Source organism: Streptomyces sp. NPDC050504, from assembly GCF_044458065.1.
GTDB lineage: Bacteria > Actinomycetota > Actinomycetes > Streptomycetales > Streptomycetaceae > Streptomyces.
Map to the genome: position 1 here is coordinate 351,466 of NZ_JBITHO010000006.1, position 19,092 is coordinate 370,557.

The 19,092-nt window shown below is 72.6% G+C and carries 17 protein-coding genes and 1 pseudogene; 9 read left to right on the top strand and 9 right to left on the bottom strand.

Annotated features, from left to right (window positions below; all coding sequences use genetic code 11):
* Positions 1–135: 135 nt before the first annotated feature.
* Complete coding sequence (locus ACIBNE_RS24290) at positions 136–1,314, bottom strand: pyridoxal-phosphate-dependent aminotransferase family protein (RefSeq protein ID WP_399274837.1); 1,179 nt, start codon at positions 1,312–1,314, stop codon at positions 136–138.
* A gap of 96 nt (positions 1,315–1,410) precedes the next feature.
* Between ACIBNE_RS24290 and ACIBNE_RS24295 the strand changes: the two genes are divergently transcribed.
* From ACIBNE_RS24295 to ACIBNE_RS24310, 4 genes are all read left to right on the top strand, one after another.
* Positions 1,411–2,166, top strand: coding sequence for an IclR family transcriptional regulator (locus ACIBNE_RS24295; protein WP_399274839.1), 756 nt, complete (start codon positions 1,411–1,413; stop codon positions 2,164–2,166).
* A gap of 283 nt (positions 2,167–2,449) precedes the next feature.
* Positions 2,450–3,835: an SLC13 family permease gene (locus tag ACIBNE_RS24300; RefSeq protein ID WP_399274841.1), complete on the top strand. Its 1,386-nt coding sequence runs from the start codon at positions 2,450–2,452 to the stop codon at positions 3,833–3,835.
* A gap of 100 nt (positions 3,836–3,935) precedes the next feature.
* Entirely contained in the window at positions 3,936–4,748 is an 813-nt protein-coding gene (locus ACIBNE_RS24305) for an HNH endonuclease family protein (RefSeq protein WP_399274843.1), read from the top strand.
* Positions 4,745–5,050 (top strand): hypothetical protein, encoded by a 306-nt coding sequence (locus ACIBNE_RS24310; RefSeq protein ID WP_399274845.1) that lies wholly within the window; start codon positions 4,745–4,747, stop codon positions 5,048–5,050. Before ACIBNE_RS24305 ends, ACIBNE_RS24310 begins: the two co-directional genes overlap by 4 nt.
* Before the next feature lie 106 nt (positions 5,051–5,156).
* Here the strand turns inward: ACIBNE_RS24310 and ACIBNE_RS24315 are convergent, their stop codons facing one another.
* Together ACIBNE_RS24315 and ACIBNE_RS24320 are read right to left on the bottom strand one after the other, a co-directional pair.
* On the bottom strand, positions 5,157–6,647 hold the full coding sequence (locus tag ACIBNE_RS24315) for a SulP family inorganic anion transporter (protein WP_399274847.1): 1,491 nt from the start codon (positions 6,645–6,647) through the stop codon (positions 5,157–5,159).
* Between the two features lie 359 nt (positions 6,648–7,006).
* The gene (locus tag ACIBNE_RS24320; RefSeq protein ID WP_399274849.1) at positions 7,007–7,618 is read right to left on the bottom strand and encodes a hypothetical protein; all 612 of its coding nucleotides are present in this window, start codon (positions 7,616–7,618) and stop codon (positions 7,007–7,009) included.
* Between the two features lie 187 nt (positions 7,619–7,805).
* On the opposite strand from ACIBNE_RS24320, the gene helR reads away from it, so the two are divergent.
* Positions 7,806–9,965, top strand: a complete 2,160-nt coding sequence (gene helR, locus ACIBNE_RS24325) for an RNA polymerase recycling motor ATPase HelR (RefSeq protein WP_399274851.1) — start codon at positions 7,806–7,808, stop codon at positions 9,963–9,965.
* A gap of 165 nt (positions 9,966–10,130) precedes the next feature.
* On the opposite strand, the gene ACIBNE_RS24330 is transcribed toward helR, so the two are convergent.
* The 3 genes from ACIBNE_RS24330 to ACIBNE_RS24340 all read right to left on the bottom strand — a co-directional run bounded on the left by ACIBNE_RS24330 (position 10,131) and on the right by ACIBNE_RS24340 (position 13,027).
* Complete coding sequence (locus ACIBNE_RS24330) at positions 10,131–10,931, bottom strand: GNAT family N-acetyltransferase (RefSeq protein ID WP_399274853.1); 801 nt, start codon at positions 10,929–10,931, stop codon at positions 10,131–10,133.
* A gap of 143 nt (positions 10,932–11,074) precedes the next feature.
* Positions 11,075–11,770, bottom strand: a complete 696-nt coding sequence (locus ACIBNE_RS24335; RefSeq protein WP_399274854.1) for a DUF6215 domain-containing protein — start codon at positions 11,768–11,770, stop codon at positions 11,075–11,077.
* A gap of 270 nt (positions 11,771–12,040) precedes the next feature.
* Entirely contained in the window at positions 12,041–13,027 is a 987-nt protein-coding gene (locus tag ACIBNE_RS24340; protein ID WP_399274856.1) for an alpha/beta hydrolase, read from the bottom strand.
* Positions 13,028–13,230: 203 nt separating this feature from the next.
* Here ACIBNE_RS24340 and ACIBNE_RS24345 point away from each other — a divergent pair, with 203 nt between their 5' ends.
* Both ACIBNE_RS24345 and ACIBNE_RS24350 read left to right on the top strand, forming a co-directional pair.
* Positions 13,231–14,145 (top strand): helix-turn-helix domain-containing protein, encoded by a 915-nt coding sequence (locus tag ACIBNE_RS24345; RefSeq protein ID WP_399274858.1) that lies wholly within the window; start codon positions 13,231–13,233, stop codon positions 14,143–14,145.
* A gap of 522 nt (positions 14,146–14,667) precedes the next feature.
* Positions 14,668–14,895 carry a hypothetical protein gene (locus tag ACIBNE_RS24350; RefSeq protein ID WP_399274860.1) on the top strand — a complete coding sequence of 76 codons (228 nt, stop codon included), beginning with the start codon at positions 14,668–14,670 and terminating at the stop codon, positions 14,893–14,895.
* An 83-nt stretch (positions 14,896–14,978) separates the two neighbouring features.
* On the opposite strand, the gene ACIBNE_RS24355 is transcribed toward ACIBNE_RS24350, so the two are convergent.
* Positions 14,979–15,182 carry a DUF397 domain-containing protein gene (locus ACIBNE_RS24355; RefSeq protein WP_399274862.1) on the bottom strand — a complete coding sequence of 68 codons (204 nt, stop codon included), beginning with the start codon at positions 15,180–15,182 and terminating at the stop codon, positions 14,979–14,981.
* 196 nt (positions 15,183–15,378) lie between these two features.
* A complete protein-coding gene (locus tag ACIBNE_RS24360) occupies positions 15,379–15,879 on the bottom strand; it encodes a hypothetical protein (protein WP_399274864.1) in 501 nt (166 codons plus the stop codon).
* Positions 15,880–16,110: 231 nt separating this feature from the next.
* On the opposite strand from ACIBNE_RS24360, the gene ACIBNE_RS24365 reads away from it, so the two are divergent.
* The gene (locus ACIBNE_RS24365; protein ID WP_399274866.1) at positions 16,111–17,064 is read left to right on the top strand and encodes an immunity 49 family protein; all 954 of its coding nucleotides are present in this window, start codon (positions 16,111–16,113) and stop codon (positions 17,062–17,064) included.
* A 37-nt stretch (positions 17,065–17,101) separates the two neighbouring features.
* Here ACIBNE_RS24365 and ACIBNE_RS24370 read toward each other — a convergent pair whose 3' ends face one another.
* Positions 17,102–17,812: an adenosylcobinamide amidohydrolase gene (locus ACIBNE_RS24370; RefSeq protein WP_399274868.1), complete on the bottom strand. Its 711-nt coding sequence runs from the start codon at positions 17,810–17,812 to the stop codon at positions 17,102–17,104.
* Between the two features lie 180 nt (positions 17,813–17,992).
* Between ACIBNE_RS24370 and ACIBNE_RS24375 the strand changes: the two are divergent.
* Positions 17,993–19,072: pseudogene (locus ACIBNE_RS24375) on the top strand (dihydrodipicolinate reductase); the annotation flags it as partial.
* Positions 19,073–19,092 lie beyond the last annotated feature (20 nt).

Below are 19,092 nucleotides of genomic sequence, written 5' to 3' on the forward strand. Positions count from 1 at the left end.
GCCGGGTACGGCGGACCACCTGGGGGCGCGGTGAACCGCGCGAGAGCGGGACAGCCGCCGCGGCCGGACAACCACCCGCAGCGGGCCCGCCACTCCGAACGGTCACCCCGTGCGCGGGCCCGCCACCCCGAACGGTCACCCCGTGCGCGGGCACCCCGCGAGCACGTCCAGTGCCTCGTCCAACCCCTGCCGCCGCACCGGGACCCCGGCCAGTTCCAGGCCCATCCGGACCCCGGCCAACGTCCCGGCCAGCGTCAGGTCGTTGAAGTGGCCCAGGTGGCCGATCCGGAACACCTTCCCCGCGAGCCGGCCAAGCCCCGTCCCCAGCGACATGTCGAACCGGTCGAGGACGATCTCCCTGACCTTGTCCGCGTCGTGCCCCTCGGGCAGCAGCACCGCGGTCAACGACCCCGAGTGCTCCCGCTCGTCGGCGCACAGCACCTCAAGTCCCCAGCCGCGTACGGCCGCCCGGGTCGCCGCCGCGTGCCGGGCGTGGCGCGCGAAGACCTGGGGCAGCCCCTCCTCGGCGAGCATCCGGAGCGCCTCTTCGAGCCCGTACAGCAGGTTCGTGGCGGGCGTGTACGGGAAGAAGCCCGCCGCGTTCGCCTCGATGACCGGCCCCCAGTCCCAGTACGAGCGCGGCAGCCGCGCCGCACTCGACGCGGCGAGCGCCCCGGCGCTCACGGCGTTGAAGCCCAGGCCCGGCGGCAGCATCAGCCCCTTCTGGGATCCGGCGACGGTGACGTCGACGCCCCACGCGTCGTGCCGGTAATCGATCGAGCCGAGCGAGGAGATGGTGTCGACCAGCAGCAGCGCGGGGTGGTCCGCCGCGTCGAGCGCGGCGCGGATCTCCGGGACCCGGCTGGTGACCCCCGTCGAGGTCTCGTTGTGCACGACGCACACGGCTTTGATCGCGTGCCCGGTGTCGGCGGCCAGCCGCTCCGCCGCGGCCCCGGGGTCCGCGCCGCGGCGCCAGTCGCCCGGCACGAACTCGACCCGCAGGCCCAGCTGTTCGGCCATCGTGCGCCACAGCGTGGCGAAGTGGCCGGTCTCGAAGCAGAGCACCCGGTCACCGGGGCTGAGGGTGTTGACCAGGGCGGCTTCCCAGGCGCCCGTGCCGGAGGCCGGAAAGACGACCACGGGCCCGCTGGTGCCGAACACCTCGGCCAGCGCGGGAAGCAGACGGTGCGTCAGATCGGCGAACTCGGGTCCACGGTGGTCGACGACCGGCGCCGACATGGCGCGCAGGACCTGCTCGGGAACGTTGGTGGGGCCGGGGATCTGGAGGAAGTGGCGGCCGGTGCGAAGGGTCATGCGGCGACTCCCGGAACATCTTGTGCCGTTTCACGGCACGCTGTATCGTGGTGCGGCACGGCGGAGCATAGGCGTGCGCCCGGAGGGAGTCAACGGATGCAGAACGTCCTCAACGCACTGCGCGCCCTGGAGGAGATCGCCGCGCTCCAGCCCGTCGGGGTCGGCGACCTGGCCAGGGCGATGGAACTGCCCAAGAGCACCGTCCAGCGCACGCTCGGCACCTTGAGCGAGGCGGGCTGGATCCGGCAGGCCGAGGGCACCCCCACCCGTTGGGTGCTCACCACCCGCGCACTGGTCGTCGGCCGCCGCGCGAGCGGCGAGCTGGGGCTGCGCGACGTGGCCGTGCCGGTCATGGAGCGGCTGCGGAGCCACGTCGACGAGACGGTCCACCTCGCCGTACCGGAGGGTGAGCGGGTGATCCTGGTCGAGCGGCTCGAAACCAGCCGGCCCGTACGCATCGTGCTGCCGCTCGGCCAGCAACTGCCCGGCCACGCGTCGGCGAACGGCAAGGCGATCCTCGCGGCGCGGCCCGACGGCGACGTCGAGCGCTACATCGCGGCGGGTCTGGCGGACTTCACCGACACCACCCTCACCGACCCCGAACGGCTCCGCGCCGAACTGCGCGCGATCAGGGCGCGGGGGTACGCGACCAACGGCGGCGAGTGGCGCTCCGACGTCTCGGCCGTGGCCGCCGCCGTCCTCGGCGCACACGGCCTGCCGGTCGCCAGCATCAGCGTCAACGTCCCGACGAGCCGGATGACCCCCGAGCTGAGCGCCGACCTGGGCGCCAGGGTCGCCGCCGCGGCCAAGGAGGTCGGCGGGGCACTGGAGCATCTGCGCCAGACCCCTTGACGGCCCCTGGGGTCCCCCAGATACTCGCCACCAACGAAATCGTCGTTCCGCACAGCGGAATCTTCGGGTGTGCGGGCGTCTTCGAACACCTCTCCCGCACCACCGCCATCCCCCTTCCGGCGCCCCGCGCCGCCTCCGTACGCCCCGCTCGCCCCGTACGCACGCCCGCGCCGCCGCGGCACGGCCGCAGACGTGCCGGGTCCGCCGTGCGGGCGTGCGGTCACGCCGTCACGCGCCTGGAGTCCGACCGTCGACCGACGTCGCTCGAAGGTGAGGCAGCCCCGTGTCCGACCACCTCGTCGCCCTCCTCGTCCTGGTTCTGATCTTCGCCGTCGCCACGTTCACCCACGTCCACATGGGAGTCCTCGCCCTGGTCGCCGCCTTCGCGGTGGGCACCACCGTCGCGGGCGAGAGCGCCGACGACATCTTCGCCGGATTCCCCGGCGACCTGTTCGTCGTCCTCGTGGGCGTGACCCTGCTCTTCGCCATCGCGACCAGCAACGGCACGGTCGACTGGCTGGTACATGCAGCTACCCGTGCCGTGCGCGGCCGAATCGCGCTCATCCCCTGGGTCATGTTCCTGATCACCGCGGCGCTGACCGCCGTCGGCGCGGCCGTGCCCGCCGCCGTGGGGGTCATCGCCCCCATCGCCATGGGCTTCGCCGTCCGCTACGCCATCAACCCCGTCCTCATGGGCCTGTTCGTCATCAACGGGGCCAGCGCGGGCGGCTTCTCCCCCGCGAGCGTCTTCGGCGGCATCACCAACGGGGTGGTCGAGCGCAACCACCTCCCCGGCAGTCCGACGGCGCTGTTCGCCGGGTCGTTCGTCTTCAACGTCCTGCTGTCGCTGGCCGTGTTCGCGCTCTTCGGCGGACGCGCACTGCTCGGCCGCCGCGCCGAGGAGCGCGATCCGGCCGCGTACGACACCGCTCCGTCCGGTACGGATCCCACGGACACCGCCCGCCCCGCCGCCTCCGCCGTCGCGCTCCGCACCGCTCCCGGAACCGCCACCGACACAGACACCGGCACCGGCACCGCCACCGCCACCGCCACCGGCACAGCGCCCCCGCGCCTGAACGCGATCCGCGCCCTCACCCTCCTCGGCCTGCTCTCGCTCCTGGGCGGCGCCCTCTTCTTCGACCTCGACGTCGGGCTGCTGGCCCTCGCGGTCGCCGCCCTGCTCACCCTGGTCGCACCCGAGACCGCCAAGGGCTCGGTGGACCGCTGCGCCTGGTCCACCGTGCTGCTCGTCTGCGGCGTGGTGACCTTCGTCGGACTGATGGAACGGATGGGCACCATCGACTGGCTCGGCGGCCGGGTCGCCGACATCGAGGCTCCGCTGCTCGGGGCGCTGCTCATCTGCCTCATCGGCGCGTCCGTCTCCGCCTTCGCCTCCACCACCGGCATCCTGGGCGCGCTCATCCCGCTCGCCGTACCGTTCCTGCTCGCGGGCGAGGTCGGCACGGTCGGCCTGATCACCGCCCTCGCGATCTCGTCCTCCGTGGTCGACTCCTCGCCCCTCTCCACCAGCGGCGCCCTCGTCACGGCCGCGTCCCCAGCCGAGCGGCGCCCCCGCGTCTTCCGCACCCTCATGCTCTGGGGCCTGAGCATGGCGCTGGTCGCCCCGGTCACCACCTGGCTGATCCTGGTGGTGCCCGGCGCCTTCTGACGCTGCGACACGCGTTCGACACGGAAGGCGAATACCCCGGAAAGGGTATGCACCCGGTTAAGGTGCACGCGGCAACGAAGATGATCTTGGGGTGGGAAAAGTGCGCGTACGACGACTCTCCGGCTGTACGGCCGTGGCGGCGGCGCTCCTGCTGGCCGTGACCGGTTGCGGCAGCGACGACAAGGCGGACGACGCCAAGGGCTCGGGCGGAAAGGGCGGTTCGAGTGCCTCGCCCTCGGCGCCCGCACCCGGCGGGTCCGGCAAGACCGACGGACCCGGCGGGACCGACGGGCCGAAGGAGCCGGAAGGCACCGCGAGCCCCGCGCCAGGCACTCCGGGCAACGCCAAGGACGTACTGCCCGGCATGGTCGACGCGGCCGTCGCCCGGACACAGCTCGCCGCGCTCAGGACCGGTGAGCCGGGCACGATGCAGGGGTACAGCAGGGCCCGGTTCCCGCACTGGTCGGAGCAGGGCAAGAAGTGCGACACGCGCGAGACCGTGCTCGCCAGGGACGGCAAGGACGTCGAGCGCAACGCGGAGTGCAAGGCCACCGGCGGGACCTGGGTGAGCCTGTACGACGGACTGACCGTCACCGACGCGGCCAAGCTCGACATCGACCACATGGTGCCGCTCGCCGAGGCATGGCGCTCCGGCGCCCGCGCGTGGACCGACGAGCAGCGCAAGGGCTTCGCGAACGATCTGACGCGCCCCCAGCTGCTGGCCGTCACCGCCAGGACCAACCGCTCCAAGGGCGACCAGTCCCCCGCCCTGTGGCAGCCGCCGGCCAAGGAGTCCTGGTGCCAGTACGGCAGGGCCTGGACGACCGTGAAGTCCCACTACGAACTGACCGTCACGGAGGCCGAGCGGACGAAGCTCGGCGAGATGCTCGACACCTGCGGGACCGCCAGGTGACCACCCCGTCCAGCGCCCCGCGGGACAGCTGGGAGGGCCGGGTCACGGCGGGTCCCGGCGGCGCGATGACCGACGAGGTCGGCGTCGTCACGGGCGACCTCACGCTGCGCACGACGCCCGTCGACGGCGGCCGGGCCAGGTTCCTGGTGCAGTACACCGGCGCCGACGAGTGGTACGAGCTGACCGGCAGCCCCTCCCCCGTCCCCGACGGATCCACGCCCCGGGACCTGCACGAGGCCGCGCTCCGGGCGATCGCGGAAGGTGGCCCGGCCCACGCCCCCGGCCATACCCCGGAGGGCTGAAACCGCAGGGCCGACGCGCTCGGCGGCCGACCGCCGCGTACTGGGCGACCGACCGCCGCACGACGGATGGCCGGCCTCCGACGGGTCGGCGGCCGGCCACCGGGCGTCAGCGCTCCGCGGTCACCCGCACCGCCTCGGTCCCGGCCTCCGCGTGCCGCTCCGCCCAGTTCTCCAGGGCCGTGCGGCAGGCGTGGTCCAGGTGGTGGAGCCCCGAGAGGTCGAGTTCCACGGGCCGGTCCCCGGGCAGGGCCTCAAGGCCGTCCAGTATCTTCGGCAGCCGCAGGAAGGTCGCGTTGCCCGACAAGTACACCTGGATCGGTCCCGATCCCTTGTCGATGACGTCGAACTTCAGGTGCGAGGCGTCCCACGCGGTCTTCGCCACGGCGAGCGCGAGACCGATCAGCACGCCCTCGAACATGCTCACGGCGACGATCGCGCCCGCGGTGACCACCAGCACGAGGACCTCGCCCCGCTGCCCGCGCCACATCGAGCGCAGGGCGCCCAGCGGCACCAGCTTCGCGCCGGAGTAGACGAGTATCCCCGCGAGCGCCGGAATCGGGATGTACGCGAGGGCGGAGGGCAGCAGCGCGGCGAAGAGCAGCAGCCACACGCCGTGCAGTACGCGCGACGCCTTCGTACGGGCCCCGGCCTGGACGTTCGCCGCGCTCCGCACGATGACGGCGGTCATGGGGAGCGCTCCGAGAATCCCGCAGACGGTGTTGCCCGCGCCCTGCGCGAGGAGTTCCTTGTCGTACTGTGTGCGCGGCCCGTCGTGCATCCGGTCCACGGCGGCCGCGCTGAACAGCGACTCGGCGGAGGAGATCAGGGCGAAGGCCACGATCGTGCCGAGCGCGCCGACCGTCGCCAGGTCGCCGAAGGCGCTCAGGGGCGGCGGCTGGATCGACTCCACGAGGCCCTTGACCTCCACCGTGGCGACGGGCAGCGCACCGGCCCAGGCCACGAACGTGGCCAGGCCCACCGCGGCCAGCGGCCCCGGGACGGTCCGCACCGCGCTCGGCAGCCGGGGCCACAGCAGCAGCACGGCGACGGTGCCGACGCCGACCCCGAGCGAGGCCAGGCCCTCCTGGTCGCGCACGGCGTCCACCAGCGCGGCCGGCATTCCGATGATCTTGTCGATGCCCGAAGCGGGAGCCTCGTCCGCGACCATGGCGTAGAACTGCCCGGCGATCAGGACGAGTCCGATCCCCGCCAGCATGCCCTCCACGACGGAGAGCGAGATGGCCCGGAAGTAGCGGCCGAGCTTCAGGGCGCCCATGCCTATCTGGAGCAGGCCCGTGATGAGCACGATCGCGCCGAGCACCGGAAGCCCGAACTCCCGCACGGCCTCGAAGACCAGCACGGTCAGACCGGCCGCGGGCCCGGACACCTGGAGGCTGCTGCCGCGCATCAGACCGGTGACGACACCGCCCACGATGCCGGTGACCAGGCCGAGTTCGGCGGGAACGCCGGAAGCGACCGCCACCCCCACGCACAGCGGGAGGGCGACGAGGAAGACGACGAGTGACGCGGCTAAGTCCTGCCGCAAATAAGGAAATTCGCGCCCCTTGGTGCGGGCACGGTCGATGAGGGACTGCATGGCGAAGGGGTCCTCCTGGCGCGCTGAGGGGTACGCGTCGGAACGGAACTGCGTCGACGAACGGTCCTGCCGAAGGCCATGGCCCCGGGCTCCGACGGCCCCTGGGAAAGGTCAAGAGAGGGTCAACGGAAGGTCAAGGGGAATGCTAGACGGAGGAAACCGGGGGACGGGTTAACAGCGCGTTTCAGACGCCAGAAGGTCTGAAAAGCCAGCGTGAGTTGGCAGGAATCGACCAGTCCGATTCGCAGGCGGAAACATGTGCGCCGAGGGGTCCCGACATGCGAACGGGAGCGACCCCTGGGTAAAGGGGACGCTCCCGTGAAAGCTGAGAAAGACGTGAAAGCCGTGAAGTCCGTGGCTCAGTGCGTCGGATCGGACGGCGCGATGCGGCGGTAGGCGGCGCGCGCGTGCAGGACTCGTCCGGTGACCGTGCCGATGACGGCCGCCAGGAGCAGACAGGCCATCCACTCCGGATCCCGGTGCCCGGCCCAGGAGAGCTCGCCGATGGGGTGGGTGGCGAAGATGTTGAGCAGCGCCCAGCACAGGAGCGCGGTGCCGGGGGCCGCGACGAAGCGGCCCCGTACGCCCAGTGCGGCGGCCAGCAGCGACAGCATGGCGAGCGCCAGTCCCGTACGGTCCAGGGCGTCGAGCCAGTCGAAGACCGTGACGAGCGCGAACGCGCCGCCGTAGGCAGCGGCCCAGACGAAGGGCGTGGCCATCGGTTCGGGCACCGCCCGCGCGCCCCGGCTGATCGTGCGCCACTCGACCGTCATCGGCCCCTCCCCACCCGCGGCCGCCGACGCGGCCCGTACTCCCTCGGTCGCCGGGCCGTCACCAGGGACGGCCTCGACGCGGTCCTGCGCCAGATTCTCCCATCCCAGCAGGTGGGGGACGACGCGCGGGAACGCGGTGAACCGGGACGGGGTGCGGAGACGAGAAAAGGCAAGGAGGTCGTAAGCACTCCTTGCCACTCTCAACTTATAGCGCACCGGGGGGCTTGCGGCAAGGCCCCGGTCGTACCGCAGAATCGCTGGCCTGAGCTTGGCTTCCAGACCTCGAAGCGATCGGGAGATCCACGAATTGCAGCCGTCTTCGCCCGCCCCCGCCACGTCCGCACCACTGAACACCGCGGGTACGACCCGGAACGGAGCCACTGACATGCCCTCTCTGGCCACCAGTGCGTTCGACCTTCCCGACCGGCTCTCCGCCAAGGCCGACCCGCGGCTGATCGCTGCGGACGAGCAGCACTTCGCGGCGATCGCCGAGAGCCTGGAGCAGGCGATCGCCGAGCTGTCCGACCGGCTCGTCGCCGAGCGCAGGGCGCCCGGCGGCATCGGCCGCGAGGCCCTGGAGCGGGACCTGGAGATCCACCGGCTGACCGCCAGGCTGCGCGCCCTGCGCCGCTTCGGCCTCGACCTGTGCCTGGGGCACGTCGTCTGCGCCGACGGCGAGGCCCTGTACGTCGGTCGGCTCGGCCTCACCGACAGCACGGGCCGCCGGCTGCTGGTCGACTGGCGCTCCCCCGCCGCCGAGCCGTTCTTCGGCGCGACGCACGCCAACCCGATGGGACTGACGAGCCGCCGCAGGTACCGCTGGGCCCGCGGCCGGATCAACGACTACTGGGACGAGGTGTTCGCCGCGGACGGGCTCGACCGGCACGCCGCGCTGGACGACCAGTCCGCCTTCATCGCCAGCCTGGGCGGCGAGCGGTCGTCCCGCATGCGGGACGTGCTCTCGACCATCCAGGCCGACCAGGACGCCGTCATCCGGGCGGGCTCCCGCGGCGCCCTCGTCGTCGACGGCGGTCCCGGCACCGGCAAGACCGTCGTCGCCCTGCACCGCTCGGCCTACCTGCTGTACTCGGACCCGCGCCTCGGGCACCGGCGCGGCGGCGTGCTGTTCGTCGGTCCGCACGACCCGTACCTGGCGTACGTCGCCGACGTCCTGCCCAGCCTCGGCGAGGAGGGCGTTCAGACGTGCACCCTGCGGGACCTCGTCGCCGAGGGCGCGGGAGCGCGGGAGGAGGCCGATCCTGAGGTGGACCGGCTGAAGTCGTCCGTGGACATGGTGAAGGCGATCGAGACGGCCGTACGGTTCTACGAGTCGCCGCCCGCCTCCGGAATGACGGTCACGACCGCCTGGTCCGACGTGTGGCTGAGCGCCGAGGACTGGGCCGAGGCGTTCGACGCGGCGACGGGCACCCCGCACAACGAGGCGCGCGACCTGATCTGGGAGGAACTGGTCTCGATCCTGCTCGACAAGCACAGGGGTGACGTGTCGGAGGAGGAGTTCCGGCGGTCGTTGACGCAGGACAGGGAGCTGACGGAGGCCCTCAACGGGGCCTGGCCGCTGCTGGAGGCGGCCGATCTCGTCGGGGACCTGTGGTCGGTGCCCGCCTACCTCCGGATGTGCGCGCCCTGGCTCGGTCCCGACGAGGTGCGCGCGCTGCGCCGCGCGGACGCCCAGGCGTGGACCGTGGCCGACCTGCCGCTCCTGGACGCGGCGCGGCAGCGGCTCGGCGACCCGGAGGCGGCCAGGCGGAAGCGCTGGCACGATGTGGCGGTCGCCGCGGAGCGCGCGCGGATGGGCCTGGTCATCGACGAGATCCTGTCGGCCGCCGACGTCCAGTCGGCCGGTGACGAGAGCGAGGGCGCCGTGCGGATGCTGCGAGGCAAGGACCTCCAGGACAGCCTCGTCGACGACGGCGCGCTGCCGACCGCTGCCCCCGACCTGCTCGCGGGACCGTTCGCGCACGTCGTCGTGGACGAGGCGCAGGAACTCACGGACGCCCAGTGGCAGATGCTGCTCCAGCGCTGCCCGTCGCGGAGCTTCACCATCGTCGGGGACCGCGCCCAGGCCAGGCACGGCTTCACGGAATCGTGGGAGGAGCGGCTCGGGCGGGTCGGCCTCGACCGGGTCGAGGTGGCGCCGCTGAACATCAACTACCGCACGCCCGAAGAGGTCATGGCGGAGGCCGAGCAGGTCATCAGGGCGGCGCTCCCCGACGCCAACGTGCCGACCTCGGTGCGCAGCAGTGGCGTCCCCGTCGTGCACGGGTCGGTGGCGGAGCTGGACGCGGTGCTCGAAGCGTGGCTGGAGGAACACGACGAGGGGATCGCCTGCGTCATCGGCGACCCGGAGTTCCGGGCGACGCGGCGCGTCCGCTCGCTGACGCCCGAGCTGTCGAAGGGGCTGGAGTTCGACCTGGTGGTCGTCATCGACCCGGAGGGGTTCGGGGAGGGCATCGAGGGCGCGGTCGACCGCTATGTGGCGATGACCAGGGCGACGCAGCGGCTCGTGATCCTCACGGACTCCTGACCGCCCGGAGCGCGTCGTGCGCCGGGGCGCGTTCGGCACCCGGGCGCTTCGAGGGGCGGCGCGGCCCCGTCACCCCGCCGGTCGCGGGGTCGGGGTCCGGCGCGCCGTCTCTTCCCGCTCTCCTCGCTCTCCTCCAGGGCGGCTGCCGGCCCTTCGCTGTGGCCGTCAGCCCTTCAAGGCGTAGAAGTGCAGGGGCGAGTTCGGTTCGAAGCCGATGCGGGGATACACCGGGGCTCCCGCGGCGGTCGCGTGCAGGGTGGCGCGGGTCAGTCCGGTGGCCCGCGCCCCCTCGTACAGGGCCTTGCGGGTCACGGTCTCGCCGTAGCCCCGGCGCTCCCACTCAGGGGCCGTGGCGACGAGTACGACGAAGAGGCGGCCGTCCGCCTCGACGGCCCCGGCGCACGACACCGGTTCGCCGTCCCGCAGGGCAAGGTAGGCGTGCACCCGCTCCTTCCAGAGCGCGGAGCCCTGGAGCCCGTCGCGCCCTTCCTCCAGAGGGAAGCCGTACGCGCGGGAGTTGAGGTCCGCGTAGGCCAGCAGCTCCTCGTCGGTGGTCACGCGGACGAACGTCAGGTCGGGGTGGGCGGGTTCGGGGACGGGCAGCAGGTCGCCCGCCATCCCCGTTCCGGAGAAGGCCCGTTCGAGGCCCGCCCGCTCGGCCGCTTCCGCCAGTCCCGCGCGGGCCTCCTCGTCCAGCAGGTCCTCGAAGAGCCACAGCAGCCCCGGCCGCTCCTTCGAGCGCATGATCTCCGCTGCCTGCCCCAGCCGCTGTCCGAGGAGCGCCGGGTCCGCGCCGACGTCGGTGAGCGTGAGGCAGTTCCAGAAGCCGAACCGGCAGTCGGCCCAGCGGACGGCGATGCCGGGGAGGTCCCGTACGTCCGCGTCCGCGTCGCGGTCGAGCACCATGGCGCGCCAGACCACCGAGAGCTGTTCCATCGATTCGATGGACGCCGCAAGATCCGTCACAAGAGCTCCAGGGTTAGTCGGGTGGCCGTTCGAGGGCCCCTCACGTACGGCGCCACTCTGCCCCGCCCTGCCGTCTGCGGCCAACTCGCCCCGCGATCCGGCCCAGTCGGCACGGCAGAAGGCCGATGGATCCGGTGCCGGGGTCAGGGCTTGTCGGCCCAGTGGGGGACCGTCGGCAGGACCGACCGGGCGACGCGGAGCAGCAGTTGGTCGCTCGGCACCGTGCCGTCCTCGCGCCACAAGGTCACCGTGTACGAGCCTCCGCTGTCCTTGGCGTCCCTGGCGACGGTGAGGGAGCGGGCCGGGGCGCCGGGGCCCGACTTCCCACCGCCGAAGCGAAGGACGATGGTCCGGTCCGCGTACAGCACGGCCGCACGGTTCAGCACTTTGCCCTGCCGCGCGTCCTTCCCCATCAGGGTAGCGAAATCGGCGACCGGCAGGCGGTCCTGGCTTGCCGCCAAGGCCACCGTGTAGGTGTCGAGTTCGATCTGCGCGGAGGGTTCGACGGCCTTCCCTCCGTCGGTGGACCCGCCCGAATCCCCGCTGACGCCGACGCTCTTCGCGACCTCTCCCGTCGTGCCGAGCAGCGCGGGAAGGTCGGGCCTGTTCAAGGCCGCGCACAGCTGCGCGCCCGAGAGGCGCGGGGGCTTCCCGTTCCCCTTGCCGGAGGGCCCCCCGGACTCGCCGTTCGGGCATGCGGCGGCCTTTCGGGTGGTTTCGGACGACCCTTCCGTGAACGTCCAGAGTCCGACGCCGAGCGCGGCCACGACCGCCAGGGCCGCGAGCGCCTGTCCCCATGCGCCCGCGCTCTTCTTGGGCACGCCGTTGTCGTCGTCCATGTCCCCCACCTGCTGTGATCCCCCGTCGTGAGCCCCCGCTGCGTGCCCGGGGACCCTAACCCGCGATCACCGCGCGGACAAGGAGTGCAGGAGCCGGGCCGCGGGCGCCGGGGCGACGAGCCACTTCAGGTGGCTGCCCGGCAGGGTGCGGACGCCGTACGGGTTGTGACGCAGACGAGGAGGTCGATCAGGTCGGGCCCGGCATTGGCGGCTTCGGGGGCAAGCCGCCCCGCCCAAGATCATCCGCGCCACCGCCGCGGCCGCGGGGCGTCAGGCGAGCGCTCTGCGCAGGGTGACGACGGCGAGTTCGATCGCCGACCGGGCCGCCTGGGTCTCCCGCAACGCGTTGAGCAGGACGAAGTCGTGGATGATGCCCTGGTAGCGGACGGCGGTCACCGGTACGCCCGCGGCGCGCAGCTTGTTGGCGTACGCCTCGCCCTCGTCGCGCAGTACGTCGGCCTCGGCCGTGATGACCAACGCGGGTGGCAGGCCCGCCAGTTGGTCGGCGCTCGCGCGCAGCGGCGACGCGGTGATCTCGGCGCGCTCGGCCTCGTCGGTCGTGTACTGGTCCCAGGACCAGCGCACGCCGTCGCGCTCCAGGAAGTACCCCTCGGCGAACCGCAGGTAGGAGGGGGTGTCGAAGGACGCGTCGGTCACCGGGTAGAACAGCACCTGCTGGCGCAGCGGCAGTCCGCCGCGCTCCTTGGCGAGCAGCGTCAGAGCGATGCTCAGGTTGCCGCCGACCGAGTCTCCCGCCACCGCGATGCGGGTCGCGTCCAGGCCGTGGGCCTCCCCGTCCGTGACCACCCAGCGGGCCGCCGTCCAGTTCTGCTCGATCGCCACCGGGTAGCGGTGCTCGGGCGAGAGGCCGTACTCGGGGAACACCACGGCGGCCCCCGCGCCCACGGCGAGCTCGCGCACCAGGCGGTCGTGGGTGCGGGCGCTGCCGAACACCCAGCCCGCGCCGTGCAGGTAGACGAGCACGGGCAACGGCCCGGCCGCGCCCGCGGGCCGTACGATCCGCACCCTGACCCCGCCGGTGGGGCCGCCGGGCACCGTGACCCACTCCTCGTCCACCTCGGGCAGCTCCACGTCGCCCGACTGGACCTCTTCCACCGCCTCGCGCCCTTCGGCGGGCGGGAGTTGGTACAGGAAAGGGGGCTTCGCCGAGGCTGCCGCGAACTCGGCGGCGGCAGGCTCCAGGACGGGTTCGGCGGAGCTGTCGGGGGTCGTGTGGGCTGCTTCTGGTTCGGACATGGCTGGGACGCTATCCCCGGACCCGGCGCAGGTGTTCACCCGTGTGCGCACAAGTCTTGCCCGTGTGCGCACGCGGTCGCCGCACCGTGCGTCATCAGGGCCGGCTCCTGCTGCCGTGCGACCGGCTTTACGCTCGCTGCCCATCGGGCATTCCCCAGTTGGCGATGCCACAATCAGCGGTGTAGCAGACAGGGGGACGACACATGGCGACACCGCGACCGGTAAGTCCCGCTATTCAACGCCTGCAGTTGCGCACGGAGTTGCGCAAGGCGCGCAAGGAGGTCGGGCTGACACAACGCGAGGTGGCCCGGGAGATGGAGTGGTCACCCAGCAAGCTCCTGCGCATAGAGGCAGGAGAGGTGGGTGTTTCCGTACACGACCTCAGGCCGCTCCTGGGGCTCTACCGGATCACCGACGAAGGGGCGGTCGAGCGGCTCCTCGGGCTGGCCCGGGGCAGCAGGAAGATGCCGTTCACCGAATACCGGGACATCTACGGTCCGCAGTTCCTGAACTTCCTGGCCATGGAGTCGTCGGCCTTCGTCACTCGGGCGTTCCAGCCGCTCGCGGTCCCCGGGCTGTTGCAGACGGAGGAGTACGCCGAGGAGATGATCCGGGCCTACAGCTCGGACAGGTTCTCCGGGCCCCAGCTCCAGCGCATGCTCGAAGGCCGCATGCTGCGCCAGGAGGCGCTGGACCGCGACGACGGCGAGACGTTCTTCATCCTGGACGAGGCGGTGCTGCGCCGACAGGTCGGCGGGCCGAGGGTGATGCGCACGCAGCTGCGCAGGCTCGCGGAGCTGGCCGCGCATCCCCGCCGCCAGATCATGATCTTCCCGTTCGCCAGCGGCACCGCCACGTTCCAGGGCCCCTTCACGCTCTTCGAGTTCGACGAGGGCATGCAGCCCTTCGTGTACTGGGAGAACATGCGCGGCCCCGCCGAAATCAGCACGGCGACCGAGGAGTTCGTCAAGCACCTGGAGATCTTCTGGGAGTTGGAGGAGCGGTGCGTCAAGGGCGACGCGGTGCCCCGCGTACTGCTCCAGATGGCCGATCACATCGAGACGGAACCGCTCGATCCGGCCCTGCCGCCCTCCACGGCGCCGCAGGACGGAGGCTGAGACGACGGCCGCGCTCGCGAGGGGCGCACGGAAGCAGGGAGGGGGATCACGGAGCACCGCGGCCGGACATGACTGTGGCTCCGCTTCAGCGAAGCCACAGCGGGAGCGGACCCGCTGCAACGGGGCGCACTCCCGTACTGATCGCCCGAGCCACCGGAGATCAGCGTATGGACCACGGTCGCGCATCACCGGCGTCTTGGCAATCGTCGCTGGTCGGCAATGTCCCGCTCGGGGCTACCCGCGCGCCGCGCACACATGGTTGTACATGGTGTGCTCGGCACCGTAGAGCGATAAACCCTCAATCTGCTAGGTAGCTTCTGGCGGTATCGCTATCCGCAGCGCATCCCGATGTCGCGGCGTTCCGCGCATCGCCGAGCCGGACTTCCCCGTTCCGCGCCCCGAGCGCTCACGGGCCCATGAATGACCAAGCGGGAGGCAGGGCAATGGCCTTGGTGACAGCCCCGCCGTCTGCAAGCGGCGGAACCGTCTTCCATGAAGTCCCGGGCCATCTGGAGTACAGCCTTGTCCGATCACGAGCACCCGTCCGAGAAACCCCCGGAACACGTCCACCACTCCACCGCACGGCCGACCGCCCGCGTATTCGCGGCCGCGGCTGTCGCGGTGGCCTCCCTGGCCACGGCCGTCGTCATCCTCTTCCTGACGCCGGGCGATTCCGGCCTCGCCGCGGCGGGCGCCGTGGCGACCGCGGGCCTGGCCCTCGCGGGGCAGTTGTCGGGCCCGTCCCGCTGACCGGCCCCGCGCGGAACGCGCGCGGCGCGAGGATGCGGGCACCGGGGAACGCCTTCGGTGCCCGCTGCGACCCGACGTCTCCGTCACTCGCAGGCGGCGCCGCTCCCCCGTCTGTCGGCGGCCGACACGAAGAGGCTCCAGGACCGGGCCGTGAAGGCGAGCCTCCCTTTGAGCGCGTCCTTGGTGTCGCGCACCAGGACGTCGCACCCGGTCCACGCCACCTCCACACACTGATCGCCTTGCATGTCGCTGTAGGAGGACTTCCGCCACGACCACGAAGGACCCATGTACGCGCCTAACTCTCACAGCCGCCGTGCAGCGGAGCACCCGGCCACCTATGTAGGGAAAAGTACCGAAATGTCGGTATTGGTGGCGAGTGTAGCGGCTGTGGAGCCCGTCGCTTTCCACGCGAGCGCCTGCCGCACCGGGGCCCGTGCAGGAGCCCCGGCGGGACAAACTCCTTACGGGGCCGAGAGGTTACCGTCACCCCCCGTCCGGCGCAGCCGCCGTGGAGAACCCTCCCGCCGCCGCGTCGGTCGCGCGCTCCCGGCGGGGCACTGCCGCCTGCTCCCCGGGGCGGTCGGGGTCGAACCTGGCGTACAGGTCGCGGTCGCGCCAGGAATCGGCACAGGCGTCCAGCATGGCCTCGTACAGCCGCAGGTCGCTGACGTTCCGCCGCGGGTCGGCGGCCCGGGACTCGATCGCCTCCCTCACACCGGGCCAGCGCAGCTCGTACATGGTGAAGGAGACCAGTTCGACCACACCCTCCCGGAGCCCGTCGAGCAGCGCGACGAGTTCCGCCTCGAAGCGCGGCCGCAGGGCGGGGTGGTCCCGTAGGAGGGCGAGGGCGGCTTCCAGGTGCGGTTCGAGGTCCTCCACTCCGCAGGTGAGGTCCGCCGAGTGGAGGAGCTCTCCCACCATCGCGCGCAGCCGCTCGACCGGGTCAGCAGTCGGGCCCGCCCCAGGCGGCGTTGTACTTTCCATCAGCCTTGAGTCCGTTTCTGTCGAACGCGTCGACGGCCGCCCTCGCCGCAGCGCCGTGCGGAACCGGGGCGACTCCTCAGCAGCGTACTCATCAACACCGTTTCAGCAGCCAGCACTTCGCGAACGCTGCGGCGCTCGCGCACACCGCCGTCCACAGCGCGGGACCGGACTGTCGGACCCCGCTGATAACGTGCCGTTCCAGCACTGATGATCATTGCGAAGGGGGCAGCGGTGCGCGAAGTGACGTGCCACGAGGTGAGTGGGGAGCGGCTGGCGCAGGCGCTCGACGGCATCGGCCGAAGGGCCTACGGAAGGCTGCACGGGCTGCGCTACGACACTCCGTCCCCGGAGAAGATGCGCGAGATGCGGGACGAACTCCTCGACCACGTCGCCGCCCGCACGGCGAAGGACCTCGCGCTCGACGAAACGGCGCTGACGGTGCTGCGCACCGCCGCGGAGTGCGACCTCGGAGCGCTGAGCGTCGGCTGTTTCCCCGACGGCGACCAGGAGATCGCCTTCCCCCTCCTGGACGAGACGCTCACCAGCGAGGACGTCTCCTTCGGGAACGCGGCATCGCGGGCGCCCACGGCCAGGACGTGGCTCGACACGTTCGCGTCGTCCGTGGTCAGCGGGGCGGTGTGGGACTGGCAGCGGGTCATCGGCCTGCTACTGCGCGACGACTACGCGCCCGCGATCCGGGACGGGGTGCCGTACTCGGAGCTGACCTCGGTGTCGGACCCGGCGGACCTCGCCGCGATGGACGCGCTGTGCGGCTATCTGACCGACTCACCCGGGCACCTGCCGAGCCACTGGCCCACCGTGCCCCTCTGCGGACCGAGCGCCGACGAGCGCGCCGAGGGCGCGAGGCGGCTGGACGCGGCCGGTGTCCTCTCACCCGACCAGCGCCTCCTGCGCGTCCTCCTCGACGACGACCGGGCGGCGTTCGAGCAGGCTCTGGCGGCCCGGCTCGACGAGCACCGGGAGAGCGCGGGCACCGACCCCGCGCCCAGGACCCTGCTGCCCCTCGACGCCCTCGCGCTGGCCGCGCTCGCGGTTCAGGTGCACGGGTGGGAGCTGGAGGTGCGGTCCGGCTACCTGCCGCCCGTCCTCCTGGGCTCAACGGACGCGCTGCGACGAGCGGCGGAGACGAACGTGAACGGGCTGGGCGGCTGGGCGGCCAAGTAGGGGCCGGCGGCGTCGGCCCGGGGTGGGGCCGTCCCGCTCAGGGCGCGGGCGTCGCGGCCAGTACCGCGCCGTGCACCGCGCGGGCCAGGCGCGCGCCCCACAGGGAGCGCGGCCCGGCAAAGGCGTGCGGTTCCTCCTGCGGGGCGGGGACCCGGGCGGCCACGCACACCGCGTCGGTGGGCGTGCCCGAGCAGTCGTACCCCCTGTCGAGGAGGGCCTGCACCTTGGCCTCGGTCGCGGTGGCGACGGCGTTCACCAGGGCGGCGTCCGTGAGCGGCACGGGGAGCGCGACGACGATGTTGATCGTGCCCGGCGGCTCGGGCCGGGTCGCCGCGTCGGGCCAGGAGGCCGCCCAGCCCCGTACGCCGATGCCGACGGTAGCGGTGGCCTCGGCACCCCCGCCGGTCGCACCTCCGCCGGTCGCACCTCCGTCGGTCGCGCTCCCGTGGCGGGAGACGTCGGCCGCCGTCATGAGCCCGACACCAGGGCCGCTCACCCGTGCGTCGCGGGCGAGCGCGGCCAGGTGCCGCTCCGGATCGGTACGGCGGTAGCCGTGGGAGACCTGGGCGTTGAGGATCCAGTGGCGCTCGCCGATGCCGCCGCCGAGCACCGCGCTGCTGACCATCCGCCATCCCGGGCCCGCCCGCCAGAGCAGGGCGTGCAGTTCCTCGCCGTCCTCCGTGCGGGTCAGCCGCTGCGGCCCGCCGAGTCCGACGGCCGGACGGGAGGGCGGGACGAGCGTGGTCACGGGGCGGACTCCTCGGATCGGGCGCGGGACGGACGGGCAGACAGACGGAGGCAGGTAGACAGACGGGTGGGCGAGGAGCGATCGTACGGAACCGCTGCCGCCCCGTCCCCGGCGGGGCGCCCGATTTCCCACCCCGTCGCGCCTATGGGAAGTCCCGGCGCCCACCGCTACCCTCCGCGCATGATTGCGACGGTTGTCTGGGGTACGGGCAATGTCGGCCGCGCGGCCGTTCGCGCCGTGACGGCGCATCCGGGTCTCGAACTCACCGGAGTCCTCGTCCACGATCCCGAGAAGGTCGGCCGGGACGCGGGCCGACTCGCCCAACTGGGGCGCGACGTGGGGGTCGTCGCGAGCGACGACGTGGCGGCGGCGCTCGCCTCGAAACCGCGCGCCGTGGTCTACGCGGCGTCCGGCGACCTGCGCCCCGACGAGGCACTGGCCGACGTCGTACGGGCGGTGCGGGCCGGAGCCGTGGTGGTGACGCCCTCCCTCTATCCGCTGTACGACAAGCGCGGCGCTCCGCCCGAGTTCCGCGACCCCGTGCTCGCCGCGGTCGCGGAGGGCGGCGGCTCGCTCCTGGCGTCGGGCGTCGACCCGGGGTGGGCCAACGACGTGCTGCCGCTGCTGGTGAGCGGGCTCGGCGGCACGGTGGACGCCATCCGCTGCCTGGAGGTCTTCGACTATTCCACGTACGAACAGGAGGATTCCGTACGGCTGTTGGTCGGCATGGGGCAGCCGATGGAGTACGAGCCGCCGATGCTCGCGCCGTCCGTGCCGACCATGGTCTGGGGCGGGCAGCTCCGGCTCATGGCGCGGGCCCTGGGTGCGGAGTTGGACGAGGTGCGCGAGACCGTGCTGCGGCGGCCCCTGGAGACCACGGTGAACACCCGCACCATGGGGAAGTTCGAGGCGGGGACGCAGGGCGCGGTGCGCTTCGAGGTGCAGGGCATCGTCGGCGGTGCGCCCCGGCTCGTCATCGAGCACGTCACCCGCATCCACCCGTCGTGCGCTCCCGACTGGCCGCTCCCGCCCGACGGCGGCGACGGGGCCCACCGGGTCATCGTCGAGGGGCGGCCGCGCATCGAGGTCACGGTGGAGGCCACCGACGAGGGCGAGAACCGCTCGGCGGGCGGCAACGCGACCGCCGCGGGGCGGCTGGTGGGCGCGATCGACTGGCTGGTGGACGCGGAGCCCGGACTGTACGACGCGCTCGACGTACCGCTGCGGCCCGCGTTCGGCCGCCTCGGGCGCGCCCAGGCCCGCGGCGCGGAAAGCACGGA